This window comes from Planobispora rosea, assembly GCF_014648175.1.
Lineage (GTDB): Bacteria > Actinomycetota > Actinomycetes > Streptosporangiales > Streptosporangiaceae > Planobispora > Planobispora rosea.
Genome location: NZ_BMQP01000049.1, coordinates 26,359 through 40,759, shown reverse-complemented (window position 1 = coordinate 40,759; position 14,401 = coordinate 26,359). Strand labels below are relative to the sequence as shown.

The following is a 14,401-nucleotide window of genomic DNA, read 5'->3' as shown; positions in this document are numbered from 1 at the left end:
CTCAGGGATGGCGGAAGTATCCGGCGAAGCCCTTGACCCGGGTGAGGGGGTCGATCCGGATCTCCGTCCCGGTCTTCAGCGCGTTGATCATCTTGCCCTGGCCGATGTAGACGCCGACGTGGTGAGTCTTGATCCTGTGCTCGCTCACCGTGCCGTAGAAGACGAGATCACCTGGACGGGCCTTCGCGGCCGGGATCCGGGTGAGCCGGCGGACGTGGTCGTCGGTGTTGCCCGGCCCGAGGACGTCGCGGCCGTAGGCCAGGTGGTAGACCCATCTGGCCAGGCCGGAACAGTCGAGTCCGAGCGTCCTGGCGGCCGGGCAGGGCCTGATCGCACCCCGGTACCCCTCGCACGTGCCCAGGGAGGGCCCCGGCCGTTCGTCGTGGCCGCCTCCCCAGGAGTAGGGGATCGCGCCGCCCGCCCAGCCGGGCCGGGCGGCCCCGGAGTGGATCGCGTGGGCGACGGAGGTCAGCCGGTTCAGGGCGGCGGGCAGGACCGGCACCGAGGCGGTGGCCAGCAGGAGCAGCGTGAGCGCGCCCGCCGCGCCCGCCGTGCGGGGGAGTCCGCCCCGCCGCCGGGGCGTGTTCCGCACCCCGTGCTCACTCCTCGCAGTCGTCACCGTCGACGTCGACATCGACCTTCTTCTTCTTTTTGGACTTCGGCGGCTTCTGTCCCGCGGAGTCCGCGGCGCCGGCCTGGGCGAACGAGAGGCTCGCCGTACCGGCTGAGGCGGCGCACGCCTCGTCGCCCGCGCTGCAGGCGACGAGCGAGGACAGGGCGATGACGATGACGCCGGCGGTGGTGGCGACGGTGCGGAACACGGTGGTCGTTCTCCAGATCGTGCGGTCGTTTCTTATGTCCCGTTTCTATCGGACGCCGCTTGCAATGTACTGAATCACGACTTGTGTCATGGATCGACCGGATGTTGACTGCGGTGCCGTACCCCCTCGCCGGGATCGGAGGTCACCGGGGAAGCGGTTCCGGCGCACCGGCCGGGCCGGGCACGTGGACGCCGCGCTCGAAGAAGGTCTCCAGCACGACGACGGTCTGGGTCCTGGCCACCCCGTCGATCTCGAACACCCGGCGCAGTACGGCCTGCAGCTCCCGGGTGCTCGATGCCCGGATCTTGGTCAGCACCGACGCCGGACCCGCGATCACATGGGCCTCCTCTATCTCCGGGATCGTCCGGAGCGCCTCGGCGGTGTCGCCCATCCAGGTGTTCCCGTCGATCATCACGTATGCCAGCACACCCCTGCCCGCCGCCACCGGATCGACCTCCACGGTGGTGCGCCGGATCAGGCCGCGCTCGCGCAGCTTTCTCACCCGCTCGTGGGCCGCCCCGCTCGACAGGCCCACGGCCGCCCCGAGCGCGGCGTAGGAGCGGGTGGCGTCTTCCTGGAGCAGCCCTATCAACATCCTGTCGATGTCATCCATGACGAGACATTATCAGGATATTTTGGTGTTTGACATAACTAGGTTCGGTGATATTGGCTCTCCTCATGACAGAGACCATCCCCGCCGAGTTCGACGTGCTGGACGACCGCTTCGCCACGGTGGGCGGTGACGAGCGGATCGAGCGGATCCACCGGGGCTGCCGCTGGGCCGAGGGGCCCGTGTACGTTCCCGCGAGCCGCCAGCTGCTGTGGAGCGACATCCCCAACGACCGCATGCTCCGCTGGGACGAACTGACCGGCGCCGTCGGCCCCTTCCGCGCCCCGGCCGGCTACACCAACGGCCACACCCTCGACGCCCGGGGCCGTCTGATCTCCTGCGAGCAGGGCAACCGCCGCGTCACCCGTACCGAGCACGACGGCTCGATCACGGTGATCGCCGACCGGTGGGAGGGCAAGCGCCTCAACAGTCCCAACGACGTGGTGGTGAGGTCCGACGGCTCGATCTGGTTCACCGACCCCTCCTACGGCATCACCAGCGACTACGAGGGGCACCGGGCCGAGAGCGAGATCGGCGCGGACAACGTCTACCGCGCCGACCCGGTCACCGGAGAGGTGCGCCTGGTGGCCGGGGACTTCGTCCGTCCCAACGGACTGGCCTTCTCCCCGGACGAGAGGGTGCTCTACGTCGTCGACACCCGGCGCAGGCATCTGCGGGCCTTCGACGTGCACGACGACGGCACGCTGTCGGGCGGCAAGGCGATCGCCGAGTGCGCGGCGGGCTCCTTCGACGGGATCAGGCTCGACGACACCGGCCGGATCTGGGCCGCCACCCACGAGGGCGTGCACTGCCTCGCCCCCGACGGCACGCTGATCGGCAGGCTCCCCCTGCCGGAGAAGACCTCCAACCTGGTCTTCGGCGGCCTGAAGCGGAACTGGCTCTTCATGACCGCCTCCACCTCCGTCTACGCCATCATGACGAACGTGCGCGGAGCCAGGCCCGTCTACGTGTCCGGGGACGCCTGAACGCTCACCGTCCGGACGGGGGCGGGACCGTGCGCACCGTCCCGTTGGCCGCGTGCGCCTTCACCCAGCCGCCCGGCCCCCGTACGGTGACGTCCCCGTTGCGGCTGCTGACCGTGACGTCGATGCCGTGCGGGACGGCGAGCGTGTAGTCGACGTGCTCCTCGGGGGTGTCGCGCAGTGCGGTGCAGGCGGCGCTCTCGTCGCAGATCACGCCGATCGTGAGGTACCCGTCGCCCCACGACTCGCCCGTGGGGCCGTTCCCGTGGGGGTGGCGCGTCACCTGGAGCTCGGCGGCGTCCGACGCCACGATCTCCACGTCGCCGTGGTCGGTGTGGACGTCGAGCCTGCGGATGCCGGCGAAGCGCGCCGTCGTCGATCCGGGGGCCTCCTGCCCCACCTCCCCGGGACCGGTGCGGACATCCGTGATGCGCGTCGACCGATCCGGCGCTCCCGTCAGATCATGGACGGCGTCGGCGACGGTGGCGATCACCACGGCTGCGATCGCCAGCGAGACGGCGGCGGTGAGCCCGCGGTGAACGGTGCGCTCCTTCTTCCCGCCGGGGAAACCCGGGGAACCGGTCGTCCGCATGTCACGCGCCTTCCATCCGAAGTCCACAACCGTCACGGACATTCGTACGGCCCGCCCCATGCACACCTCCTGCACTCCGGTTACCGGCCGCTTGCACGCCTCACGGTGGCCGGTGCCCACGGTGACGGAGTGATCCGTCGCCCGCCCCCGTCGCAGGATCTTCCGCGTGCTCCCGGACCCAGGCGTTCCAGGCCGTTCCATGAGCGAATTCGAGAAGGTTTGAGCGAGTTCGAGCGGGTTCTCTGGAGATTGAACCGATCAGGCGGGACGCGCGTCTCAGCGTCATGAGGATCACCCGCCGGGCCGTCGCCGTCTTCACCGCCCTCATCGCGGTCGTGACGGGTGCGGCGGCCGTACTGATCTCGCAGTCGGCGGGCGGGGCGCCGCCGGTGCCGGCCTCGTGCCCCCAGCGGTGGGGCGGCGGCGACGTCGGCGGCTGGGTGCCCGCCGCGGCCGACATCGACGGAGCAGGCGAATCCCTCGTGCCCGGCTCGCCGGTGCGGGCGATGATCTGCGCCTACCCCGGCACCAACACGCACCCGGGAGGCGAGCGGCTGGCCGGGAGCCGGATCCTGACCGGCCAGGCGCGGGTGATGGCCCGCGACCTCGCCCATCTCCCGGTGGCCGCCGCCCCCCGCGTCGGCGGGTGCACGTTGATGGGCGGGCCGATGACGAACTACCTCATCAGGTTCGCCTACCCCGACGGCCGGGCGCTGTGGGTGGGCAGCGCCGAGGAGGTCAACTCCTGCGTGGAGACCACGAACGGCACGTCCGGCAGCCGCTCGTACATCGGGCCGAGCATCACCGCCGCCTACCGGACGGGAACCTGGAAGCCCGTCCATCCGGACGACCCCTGCCAGGGCCGTACCCTCGGCCGCCGGGGGCAGGACGAGCGGATGGTGCCGGACGGAGCGGTCTCCGTCGTGGTGTGCGGCCGGGCCGCCTCGCACACCGCGAAACCCCCTCGGCGGGAGTACGGCGAGCCGACCGCCCGCGACCTGGCCGCGATGCTGAACTCCGCGGACAGCCGGCCGAGCGAACACAGGTGCAGGGGCGGAGGGGGAGGGGACGACCGTGAGTTCCGGCTGCTGTTCGGTTATCCGACTGGACCGCTCGCCGATGTCCGGATCTCCGTGAACTGCACCCCCGGTGTCGACAACGGGCTGCTCCAGGCGGACCTCGGCGACCCCGTCCGCGACCGGGTGGTACGGCTCGCCCCACCGCAGAACGGATGACGCCGGGCGGCCGTTCTGCGCTGCCGCCCGGCCGTCGGTGAGACGGCGGATCGGTCACGGGCCTGCCCCGCCGCCGCTCTCGCGATACCGCCGATGGGTGGTCTCCGAGGTCACCGGGACGGGGAGCGCCTGAGACAGCCGCTTCTCCGCCCCGGGGTCGGGCCGTCCGGAGACCTCGATCGCGGTGTCGTCGAAGGCGAAGCGGATGACGGTCTCAGGAGAGTGGCCCCGGTAATGGCGCAGGTGGACGGCGCGTAGCTGGACGACCGCCTTCGTGCGGTCTCCTCCCATGGCGTGGAACCGGATGAACGGCCCGTCGAGCTCGACCTCGGTGATCGCCCTCGACCCGCCGATCGCGAATGCGCCGGTCATGACGGCGGTCATCAGGGCCGAGACGATGACGGCGAACGCGGCCTGCAGCGATACCGCCATGAGAATCGTGATCATCGCGCCGACGACGAGAACCCCGGCTGCCGTCTTGAGCTGTTCCGTTCCCTCGCGCGGGGCCTTCCAGAGAACGGCCCGCTCCGGTGGTCTCTCGTTCATGTGTCCCCGGTGGGCCGGGTGCGGCCGTCAGAAGTCGCGATCATTGCGCCATGTTCCCAGTGCCCACCGACACAACGGGACCGGCGGCCCAGCGATGAGATCGTCCGCATCCGTCCCCGGGACGACTCGATCGCGGCGCACGCGGAAGGCCGCCGGGCGCGTCCTGGACGGACGGCCGCTCGACGGCCTCGCGCGATGCCTGAGCGCCACGCCCGCGCCCGGCGGATCATCGGCCGGGTTCTCCGCAGGTCGCGGCCTCGGCGGATCAGACGTCGTAGTAGAGCTCGAACTCGTGCGGGTGCGGGCGCAGCCGGATCGGGTCGACCTCGTTCTCGCGCTTGTAGGAGATCCAGGTCTCGATCAGGTCGGTCGTGAAGACGCCGCCCTCCAGCAGGTAGTCGTGGTCGGCCTCCAGCGCGGCCAGCACCTCCGGCAGGGAGCCGGGCACCTGCGGGATGTTGCGGGCCTCCTCCGGCGGGAGCTCGTAGAGGTCCTTGTCGACCGGCTCGACCGGCTCGATCTTGTTGCGGATGCCGTCGATGCCGGCCATGAGCATGGCCGAGAAGGCGAAGTACGGGTTGCAGGACGGGTCCGGCACGCGGAACTCGATGCGCTTGGCCTTCGGGTTGGAGCCCGTGATCGGGATGCGGATGCAGGCCGAGCGGTTGCGCTGGGAGTAGACCAGGTTGACCGGGGCCTCGTAGCCGGGGACCAGGCGGTGGTAGGAGTTGACCGTCGGGTTGGTGAAGGCCAGCAGCGACGGGGCGTGCTTGAGCAGGCCGCCGATGTAGTAGCGGGCGGTGTCGGACAGGCCCGCGTAGCCGACCTCGTCGTAGAAGAGCGGCTCGCCGTCCTTCCAGAGCGACTGGTGGCAGTGCATGCCGGAGCCGTTGTCACCGAAGATCGGCTTGGGCATGAAGGTGACCGTGTGGCCGTGCTTCAGGGCCGTGCTCTTGATGATGTACTTGTACAGCATCAGGTTGTCGGCGGTCTTCAGCAGCGTGCCGAACTTGAAGTCGATCTCGGCCTGGCCGGCGGTGCCGACCTCGTGGTGCTGCATCTCGACCTCGATGCCCGCCCCGATGAGCTGGCGGACCATCTCCGAGCGCAGGTCGGTGAAGTGGTCCATCGGCGGCACCGGGAAGTAGCCGCCCTTGAAGCGCGGCTTGTAGCCGAGGTTGCCGCCCTCCTGGGCCTTGCCGGTGTTCCAGGCGCCCTCGATGGAGTCGATGTGGTAGTAGCTCTCGTGCGCGCTGGTCTGGAACCGTACGTCGTCGAAGATGTAGAACTCGGCCTCGGGGCCGAAGTAGACGGTGTCGGCGATGCCGGTGCCCCGCAGGTACTCCTCGGCCTTGCGGGCGACGTTGCGCGGGTCGCGGGTGTAGGCCTCACCGGTCAGCGGGTCGTGCACGAAGAAGTTGATGTTGAGGGTCTTGTGATCCCGGAAGGGGTCCAGCACCGCCGTGGACGGGTCGGGCAGCAGCAGCATGTCCGACTCGTGGATGGCCTGGAAACCGCGGATCGAAGAGCCGTCGAACATCAGGCCGTCGGTGAAGACGCCGGCGCCGAAGTTCTCCGCGGGGAAGGTGAAGTGGTGCGTCGTCCCCGGCAGGTCGGTGAACCTGACATCGACGAACTGTACGCCTTCGTCCTTGATGAACTTCAGGACGCCGTCGGCGGAGTTGAACACGCGAACCTCCCAAGGGGCACGGGCTATCGGACCGAACCTAGGCCCGTGCCGTTACCGCCCCGTGTCTCGTTTGTTTCACTCGTGTTAAGGGGCGCCGCACCACGCTAGCCTCAAAATCGGGAGTGCCTCGCGGGAAAACCCGTATTTTGCCGCTTTTTCACGTTCCGGTCGTGAGGCGGCAGCCCTCCTCCTCGGGATCGTCCTCCAGGTCGTACGGGTCGACCGGGGCGCCGGTCGCCTCCGCCGCCTCCCGGTCCTCGGGGGAGTCCTCGTAGGCGGGGTGGATGAAGCCGTCGTCGACGTCGCACCTGGCGCCCGCCGTGCCTCCGTTGTTCCAGTCGCGGATCCACAGCACCAGCTCGCCGTTCTCGCGGTAGACCTCGATCCGGCCGCGGTTGTGCGCGACGACGCGCATGGCGGTGTACGGCTGGCCGGGCCGCTGCACGGCGTAGACGAACAGGTAGTTCACCTCGATCCGGGCTCCGGTGCGCCCGCGGCTCTTGAACGAGGAGACCTTCGTCCGCCCGCGAACCTTGATCACATCGGTGACGGGCTCGGCGGTCCTGGGCGCGAAGGAGGTCAGCCAGTACCGGGTGTTGAAGCCGTCCTTCCCCGGCTTGCGCCGGTCGAGGTTCTTCAGGAACCACTCGCGTATCTGCGGATGGAGAAGCTTGCTGAAGGGCTTGTGCCCGGCCTTGAACAGGATGCGGCGGTCGAGGTTGGAGGCCTTGAGGAGGTCCCCGGTGCGCTTGAGGGCGGTGGCGACGTCCTTCGCGCTCAGCCCTCCCACCGCCTTGGCCGGGGGCATCGCCAGCCCTTTGATCCCGTCGGGGTAGTCGATCGCCGGAGACCCCTCGAACGGCGACACCTTCACCGGCTCCACGTCCACCGGGGTCGTCTCCTCGGGGACCGGTCCCTCCGCGGCGATCATCTCCCCGGGGAGGCGTCCGGAGAAGGCCGTGGCCACCCCCTCCAGCAGGTCGGGCCGGTAGGCGACCACCCCGCCGGCCGCCGCGACCGCGACCGCCGTCACCGCCGCGGCGATCCGCCGCCTGCGCCTGCGCCTGTTCCGCGGCTGCGCGGCCCACGCCTGCCTGGCGGCTCTGGTCATCCGCTTCCGCTCCCCCGCGTCGATCTGGGCGGCGAGCTCGTTGAAGCGTCGGTCGATGTCGTCATCTGACACGGGGGAGTGCTCCGGGCAAAGGTGATGGCGTAATGGTTGATGCACATGATGGTGGATTTTCGCCCCATTTCGGTAACCAGCTCGGCTGGATTCGGGGGCGGCCTCCAGGGCGGATACCGTTGGGTCATGAGCAGCAAGCAGCCTCGCTGGACCCAGACCTGGCTCGGCGGCGTCAGGTCGGCCGGAGTCGACCTGGGCTACCCCGGGGAGCGGCTCGGGCTGCCCGAGGAGGGCAGCGGCGCGGTGGCCGGATTCGGCCGCAGGATCGGCGCCCTGGTGATCGACTGGATGATCTGCACCTGGGCCGTCGCCCAGGGGATCTTCCGGGTCAACCCCGCCGAGCAGGGCTGGGTCCCGCTCGTGATCTTCTGCGTGGTGAACATCCTGCTGGTGGGCACCATGGGCATGACCTTCGGCATGCGTCTGCTCGGCATCCGGGTCGCCGCCCTCGACGGCGGCAACCCGGGCTTGCTGCCCGCCCTGGTGCGCAGCCTGCTGCTGTGCCTGGCCGTACCGGCGCTCATCTGGGACCGCGACCAGCGCGGCCTGCACGACCGTGCGGCGAACACCGTGGTCGTACGGATGTGACCCGCCCGACCCCGTGAGGGTCAGGCGGGCTTCACGCAGGTGAAGATCGCGGTGCCCGGCAGGTGGCGTCCGCGCAGCGGGCTCCAGCCGCCCCACACCCGGTCGTGGCCGCCGGGCCACTCCGGCTCGGTCAGCGCGGCCAGCACCAGCCCGGAGGCCACGATGTGCCCGATCCAGTCGGCCATCGTGCGGTGGTGCTCGACGTAGCTCGGCTGCCCGTCGGGGCCGAACTCCACGTACGGCGTGCGGTCGAAGTAGGAGCGGTCGGAGGTGAGCCCGCGGGGACCGGGGTCGTCGGGGAACGCCCAGCGGACGGGGTGGCTGACGGAGAAGACGAACCGGCCGCCGGGGCGCAGCACCCGGCGGGTCTCGGCGAACACGGCCGCCGGGTCGGCCACGAACGGCAGCGCGCCGTACGCCGAACAGGCCAGATCGAACGATTCGCCGGCGAAGGGCAGCGCCTCGGCGTCGGCCTGGACCACCGGGAGCGCCGTGCCGCCGGAACCGGCGCCGGAGTCGTCGCCGTCGCCGTGATCGCTGTTGAGATCGATCCGGCGGGAGTGCTGGAGCTGGCGGAAGGACAGATCGAAGGCGGCGACCCGGGCACCCTGCCCGGCCAGCCACCGCCCGCACTGCCCCGCGCCGCAGCCGATCTCCAGGACGTCCCGGCCCGCCACGTCGCCCAGCAGCCGGGCGTCGGCCTCGTCCAGGCCCTCGGGGCACCAGACGAAACCCGCGTCGCGCAGGAACGCGCCGTGCTCCGCCTGGTACTCGTCGGCGGCGCCGTCCCACCAGGAGCGGTTGGCCCGGGAGGTGGCGGGGGCGTCGACCCGGTGCCGGCCGACCCCGTCCGCGGACATCAGCGCATCTTCGGCGGCCGGGGCATCTTCGCCCCGCGCGGCAGCGGGCCCTTGGGCATCGGCAGCGTCTGGGGAAGCGCCTTGAGCCGGTTGTTGACCTCGTAGACCGCGGGCTTCTTCAGGTTCCGGGGCAGCTTCATCAGGTGCCGCTGGAGCTTGCCGATCGGGATCTGGCCCTCGCCGTCACCGGACTGGACGTCGTAGACCGGGACGTCGAGCGCGATCCGCTGGACCCGCTTCTTCTCGGCGACGAGCATCTTCTGCACGCGGCTGCCCGGTCCCTCGGAGACCAGGACGATGCCGGGGTAGCCGACGACGCGGTGCACGATGTCCTGGTCGCGGTTGACCGCGACGGCGGGGGTGACCTGCCAGTTGCCCCGCATCCCCTGCAGGACCGCGGCGGCGGCGCCGGGCTGGCCCTGCAGCATGGAGTACTGCGCCCTCTGGGCGAGCTGGCCGAAGACGACCAGTCCGACGGTCAGGGCCATCATGACGCCGAGGAAGTACAGCGGCCACCAGCCCGTGACCAGGCCGAGCACGATGAACAGCACCAGCGTGCCGAACGCCGACGCGTAGACGATCGGCATCCCCTTGGGATTGGCCTGCTTGATGATCTGCGCGATCATACGCAGCTGCTTCATGCGCCCCATGCGCTCCGGGTCTTCGGGCTTTTTCGCCATGTCTGAAGGATACAAATCCAGGGGTGAAGAAATGAAAACGTGACCTCGGTCGCGCGTCGCCCCGGCGGGCACGGCCGCGCCCCCGAGACGTCCCGGGAGTGCCCCGGCCGCCGGGGGCGGTCGCGGCGCCCCGGGACGCCGTACGACCGCGCGGGGTCCCGCACGTGGCCGTACGGCGTCCGGCCGCGCCGGGTCAGACCGACACGGTCACGCCGAGGCGGCGGTCGGCGACGCTGCGGCCCGCCTCGACGGTGTAGTCACCGGGGACGGTCGTCCACCCCTGATCCGTCCAGACCTGGAAGGCGCGCTCGGGCAGGGTGACCGTCGTGATCACCGTCTGACCGGGGCCGGCGTCGACGACGTCGAACCCGGCGAGCCAGCGGGCGGGCCGCCCGGCGTCCCGTTCCGCAGGCGAGAGGTAGAACTGCACGATCTCACGTCCGGACCGCTCGCCGGTGTTGGTCACCGCCACCGTCACCGTCCGGCCCGTCACCGCGATCGTGTCGTAGGACCAGGACGTGTATCCCAGGCCGTGACCGAACCAGAAGGCCGGGGCGCGCCCCGCGCGCTCCCACGCGCGGTAGCCGATGAAGACGCCCTCGTCGTAGGAGACCTCCCCGTCCGCCGGGGTCACGTTCAGGACGGGCGCGTCGGCCTCGCGGACCGGCCACGTGGTGGGCAGCCGCCCGCCCGGTTCGGCGTCGCCGAACAGCACGTCGGCCAGGGCGTTGCCGGCCTCCTGGCCGGGGAACCAGGTCAGCAGGACCGCGGGCACCCGCTCCAGCCACGGCATCTCCACCGGGGACCCGGCGTTGACGACCACGACCGTGCGGGGGTTGGCCTCGGCGACCCGGGCGATGAGCTCGTCCTGGCGGCCGGGCAGGGCCAGGCTCGTCCGGTCGAAGCCCTCGCTCTCCACCTCCAGGGTGGTCGAGGCGACCACGACCGCCACGTCGGCGCTCGCCGCGGCCTTGACGGCCTCGGCGATGAGCACGTCGTCGCCGGGGGAGGGGTCGGCGTGGCCCAGGGTGAACGCCACGAACGCCATGCCGCCGAACGCCCCGGCGGGGTGGCGCACGCTCAGCTCGACCGGTGCGCCCTCGGCCAGGGTGACCACGATCCGCCGCTCCGGCGGGGACAGGAACGCCGCGGCGGGGTCGTCGCCCTCGGGGCTGACGACCGCGTCGAAGACCGTTCCGCCGTCGATCGTCATGGTGAACGCCCCGACGCCCGCGACCGAGAACTCGTGGGGGCCGCTCACGCCCGGGGTGTAGCGGGTACGGAGCTCCACGGCGGCCAGGCGCCCGGCGTCCACGTCCGGCGGGAGGCTGCCCACCCAGCGGGCCTCGGCGGTGGCCAGCGGGTGCTCGGCCAGGACCGCGCCCTCGGCGTCCAGGAACAGGGCGCGGACCGGGCCGGTCAGCGGCGCGAGCCGTACCCGGGGATCGGTGCCGAGCGCGTGGCGGATCTCGACGCCGTCGCGGGCGCCCAGGCCCTCCAGCGGGGAGACGACCCGGTCGGGGAACACCTGGGCGCTGCCCCCGCCCATGATCCTCGCCTCTCCGGCCGCCGAGCCGATGAGGGCCACGCTCCGCAAGCCCTCGAACGGCAGCAGACCGCCCTCGTTGCGGAGCAGGGTGAACGACCGGGCGGCCACCTCGCGGGCGAGGGCCACCCCGTCGATGGGAGCGGAGTCAGCGGCGGGGGAGGCGTCAGCGGCGGGGGAGGCGCCGCGCGGCTTCAGGGCGCCGACGCGCCGGGCCAGGCGGAGGACCCGGCGGACCTGGTCATCGATGATCTCCTCGGCGACGCGGCCCTCGCGGACGGCGGCCTCCAGCTTCCCGCCCCAGGGCCCGAACGGGCCGGGCATGGCGACGTCGAGCCCGCCCTCGGCGGCGGCCTCGGTGGAGCGCGCGGCGGTCCAGTCGGAGACGACGAAACCGTCGAAGCCCCACTCGCCCTTCAGCAGGTCGCGCTGGAGGGGGCGGTGCTCGGTCATGGTGGTTCCGTTGACCGAGTTGTAGGCGGACATGACGCCCCACGCCCCGGCCCCGACCACCCGCTCGAACGGCGCCAGGTAGACCTCGCGGAGGGCCTTGTCCGACACCTTCACGTTCACCGTGAACCGGTCGGTCTCGAAGTCGTTGGCCACGAAGTGCTTGGGCGTGGTGCCGACGCCGCCCTCCTGCACGCCCTCGACGTAGGCGGCGCCGATCTCACCGGTCAGGTACGGGTCCTCGGAGAAGCACTCGAAGTGCCGCCCGCCGAGCGGGCTGCGGTGCAGGTTGACGGTCGGGGCCAGCAGCACGTGGACACCCTTGCGGCGGGCCTCCTGCGCGAGCAGCAGCCCGGCCCGGCGGACCAGTGCCGCATCCCAGGTCGCGGCGAGGGCGGTGGGGCTGGGGAGCGCGATCGAGGGGTCCGCGGACGTCCACTGCTCGCCCCGGACACCGATCGGGCCGTCGCTCATCACCAGCCGTTCGAGCCCGATCTCCGGTACGGCGGGCAGGGACCACATGTCGGCGCCGGTCAGCAGGCGCACCTTGGTGCTCAGGTCGAGCTTCCCGATCAGTTCTTCGATGTCCACGCGGCCAGTCTCACCCAAGAAACCGAGCGGCCAGTAGGTATGGTGACCGAATAGTTATAGACCATGTGGAGCGGGACGCCGGGGCGGAGAACGCGGAAAGGCCCCGCGCGTGCGGCGCGGGGCCTCGGGCCGGAACAGGTGGTCGGCGGGGTGCCGGGCTGGCGGGGGGTCAGGCGTGCTGGCGGGCCTCGACGGCCTGCTTGTAGAGGCGTCCCGCCCGGTAGGAGGAGCGGACCAGCGGGCCGGACATGACTCCGGCGAACCCGATCGCCTCGGCCTCCTTCTGGAGCTCGACGAACTCCTCCGGCTTCACCCAGCGCTCCACCGGGTGGTGCCGGGGCGTGGGCCGGAGGTACTGCGTGATGGTCAGCAGGTCGCACCCGGCCGCGTGCAGGTCGCGCATGGCCGCGACGACCTCCTCGCGGTCCTCGCCCATGCCCAGGATCAGGTTGGACTTGGTCACCAGCCCCGCCTCGCGGGCCTTGGTGATCACTCCCAGGGAGCGCTCGTAGCGGAAGCCGGGGCGGATCCGCTTGAAGATCCGCGGCACGGTCTCGATGTTGTGCGCGAACACCTCGGGCCGGGCGGAGAAGACCTCCTCCAGCTGGTCCCGCTCACCGTTGAAGTCGGGGACCAGCAGCTCGACCCCGCAGCCGGGGAGCAGGGCGTGGATCTGCCGGGCGGTCTCGGCGTACAGCCACGCGCCGCCGTCGGGCAGGTCGTCACGGGCGACACCGGTCACGGTCGCGTAGTTGAGGCCCATCTGGCGGACCGACTCGGCCACGCGGCGCGGCTCGTCGGTGTCGTACTCCTTGGGCTTGCCGGTGTCGATCTGGCAGAAGTCGCAGCGCCGGGTGCACTGGTCGCCGCCGATGAGGAAGGTCGCCTCGCGGTCCTCCCAGCACTCGGAGATGTTGGGACATCCGGCTTCCTGGCAGACGGTGTGCAGGCCCTCGCGCTTGACCAGCGCCCGGAGCTCGGTGTGGTTGGGACCGGTCCGGAACCGGGTCTTGATCCACTCGGGCTTCTTCTCGATGGGGGTCTCCGCGTTGCGGACCTCCAGGCGGAGGAGCTTGCGGCCGTCCGGGGAAACGGTCATGCTTCCTCCTTCGCCGGTCGCATGACCAGGGTGTTGTGCTGGTCGGTTCGCTCGCTGCGCTCGCTCACGTATATCACCCTACGCTTCTGCAGAACCTGGGATCACCAGGGGGTCACCCGATTATCCTACGTCTCCGCGGAACCCGGCGCGGCTCCGGGGCGGCGGCCCGGGGCGGGCGGCTGCGGAGCGGCGGCGCCGGGCCGGCGGCTCCCGGTCACCGGCGGAAGAGGTCCTCCTCCGGAAGGTCGAAGACCCGCGCGCCGAGCGCCTCCGCCAGACGTTTCTCGGCGTACGGAATGACGTCGTCGACCACGATCCGGCGGCCGGTCTCCGCCGACAGCGAGGAGACCCCGGCGCCCTCGATCCCGCAGGGGGAGATGCGGTTGTACCAGCTCGGGTCGTTGGCGCAGTTGAGCGCGTAACCATGCATCGTGACACCCCGCGCCACCCGGATGCCGATCGCGCCGAGCTGCCGGTCGGGCAGGCCGTGGGAGGGGTCGCCGACCGCCCAGACGCCGGCGCGCCCCGCGATCCGGCCGGCGCGCACCCCGAAGTCGGAGCAGACCTGGATGAGGACCTCCTCCAGCAGCCGCACGTAGGCGACCACGTCCAGGCGCCCGCCCAGGCGGACGATCGGGTAGCCGACGAGCTGACCGGGGCCGTGCCAGGTGATCCTGCCGCCCCGGTCGACATCGATGACGGGGGTGCCGTCGCCGGGGCGCTCGTGCGGGGCCGTCCGCCTGCCCGCGGTGTAGACGGGAGCGTGTTCGAGCATCAGGCAGGCGTCGGGCATCCCGTCCGCCACCCGCCGGGCGTGGATCCGCCGCTGGAGGTCCCACGCCTGCTCGTAGGGGACATCCACGCCAAGTCGGACGATCGCCAGCTCGCTCACGGCTCAAGGGTAGTTGACCGTGCCGGGATCACGCC

15 protein-coding genes are annotated in these 14,401 nt (G+C 71.2%); 3 read left to right on the top strand and 12 right to left on the bottom strand.

The annotated features are described in order from the left end of the window. Position 1 precedes the first annotated feature (1 nt). From IEZ08_RS33470 to IEZ08_RS33460, 3 genes are all read right to left on the bottom strand, one after another. A complete protein-coding gene (locus tag IEZ08_RS33470) occupies positions 2–592 on the bottom strand; it encodes a C40 family peptidase (RefSeq protein WP_229803796.1) in 591 nt (196 codons plus the stop codon). Positions 593–599: 7 nt separating this feature from the next. Beyond that, the gene (locus tag IEZ08_RS33465; RefSeq protein ID WP_068922520.1) at positions 600–821 is read right to left on the bottom strand and encodes a hypothetical protein; all 222 of its coding nucleotides are present in this window, start codon (positions 819–821) and stop codon (positions 600–602) included. A 142-nt stretch (positions 822–963) separates the two neighbouring features. Continuing rightward, positions 964–1,434, bottom strand: coding sequence for an Lrp/AsnC family transcriptional regulator (locus IEZ08_RS33460; RefSeq protein WP_189243756.1), 471 nt, complete (start codon positions 1,432–1,434; stop codon positions 964–966). A gap of 65 nt (positions 1,435–1,499) precedes the next feature. Here IEZ08_RS33460 and IEZ08_RS33455 point away from each other — a divergent pair, with 65 nt between their 5' ends. Continuing rightward, a complete protein-coding gene (locus tag IEZ08_RS33455) occupies positions 1,500–2,417 on the top strand; it encodes an SMP-30/gluconolactonase/LRE family protein (protein WP_189243755.1) in 918 nt (305 codons plus the stop codon). Between the two features lie 4 nt (positions 2,418–2,421). Here IEZ08_RS33455 and IEZ08_RS33450 read toward each other — a convergent pair whose 3' ends face one another. Continuing rightward, positions 2,422–3,006 (bottom strand): hypothetical protein, encoded by a 585-nt coding sequence (locus tag IEZ08_RS33450; protein WP_141703798.1) that lies wholly within the window; start codon positions 3,004–3,006, stop codon positions 2,422–2,424. 284 nt (positions 3,007–3,290) lie between these two features. Between IEZ08_RS33450 and IEZ08_RS33445 the strand changes: the two genes are divergently transcribed. Beyond that, entirely contained in the window at positions 3,291–4,241 is a 951-nt protein-coding gene (locus tag IEZ08_RS33445) for a hypothetical protein (protein ID WP_189243754.1), read from the top strand. A gap of 54 nt (positions 4,242–4,295) precedes the next feature. Here the strand turns inward: IEZ08_RS33445 and IEZ08_RS33440 are convergent, their stop codons facing one another. From IEZ08_RS33440 to IEZ08_RS33430, 3 genes are all read right to left on the bottom strand, one after another. Then, complete coding sequence (locus tag IEZ08_RS33440) at positions 4,296–4,787, bottom strand: hypothetical protein (protein ID WP_189243753.1); 492 nt, start codon at positions 4,785–4,787, stop codon at positions 4,296–4,298. Between the two features lie 265 nt (positions 4,788–5,052). Continuing rightward, a complete protein-coding gene (glnA, locus tag IEZ08_RS33435) occupies positions 5,053–6,477 on the bottom strand; it encodes a type I glutamate--ammonia ligase (protein WP_068922526.1) in 1,425 nt (474 codons plus the stop codon). 157 nt (positions 6,478–6,634) lie between these two features. Further along, the gene (locus IEZ08_RS33430) at positions 6,635–7,660 is read right to left on the bottom strand and encodes a hypothetical protein (RefSeq protein WP_068922527.1); all 1,026 of its coding nucleotides are present in this window, start codon (positions 7,658–7,660) and stop codon (positions 6,635–6,637) included. 126 nt (positions 7,661–7,786) lie between these two features. Between IEZ08_RS33430 and IEZ08_RS33425 the strand changes: the two genes are divergently transcribed. Continuing rightward, positions 7,787–8,248, top strand: a complete 462-nt coding sequence (locus IEZ08_RS33425) for an RDD family protein (RefSeq protein ID WP_068922528.1) — start codon at positions 7,787–7,789, stop codon at positions 8,246–8,248. A 20-nt stretch (positions 8,249–8,268) separates the two neighbouring features. On the opposite strand, the gene IEZ08_RS33420 is transcribed toward IEZ08_RS33425, so the two are convergent. The 5 genes from IEZ08_RS33420 to lipB form a co-directional block, all read right to left on the bottom strand. Continuing rightward, positions 8,269–9,108, bottom strand: coding sequence for a class I SAM-dependent methyltransferase (locus IEZ08_RS33420; RefSeq protein WP_068922529.1), 840 nt, complete (start codon positions 9,106–9,108; stop codon positions 8,269–8,271). Next, positions 9,108–9,788: a DUF4191 domain-containing protein gene (locus IEZ08_RS33415; RefSeq protein ID WP_068922530.1), complete on the bottom strand. Its 681-nt coding sequence runs from the start codon at positions 9,786–9,788 to the stop codon at positions 9,108–9,110. The genes IEZ08_RS33420 and IEZ08_RS33415 overlap by 1 nt, the downstream gene beginning before the upstream one ends. A gap of 193 nt (positions 9,789–9,981) precedes the next feature. After that, positions 9,982–12,375, bottom strand: coding sequence for a beta-glucosidase family protein (locus tag IEZ08_RS33410; protein ID WP_068922531.1), 2,394 nt, complete (start codon positions 12,373–12,375; stop codon positions 9,982–9,984). 169 nt (positions 12,376–12,544) lie between these two features. Continuing rightward, positions 12,545–13,474 (bottom strand): lipoyl synthase, encoded by a 930-nt coding sequence (lipA, locus tag IEZ08_RS33405; RefSeq protein ID WP_068922532.1) that lies wholly within the window; start codon positions 13,472–13,474, stop codon positions 12,545–12,547. Positions 13,475–13,688: 214 nt separating this feature from the next. Next, a complete protein-coding gene (gene lipB, locus IEZ08_RS33400; protein ID WP_068922533.1) occupies positions 13,689–14,366 on the bottom strand; it encodes a lipoyl(octanoyl) transferase LipB in 678 nt (225 codons plus the stop codon). Positions 14,367–14,401: the final 35 nt, after the last annotated feature.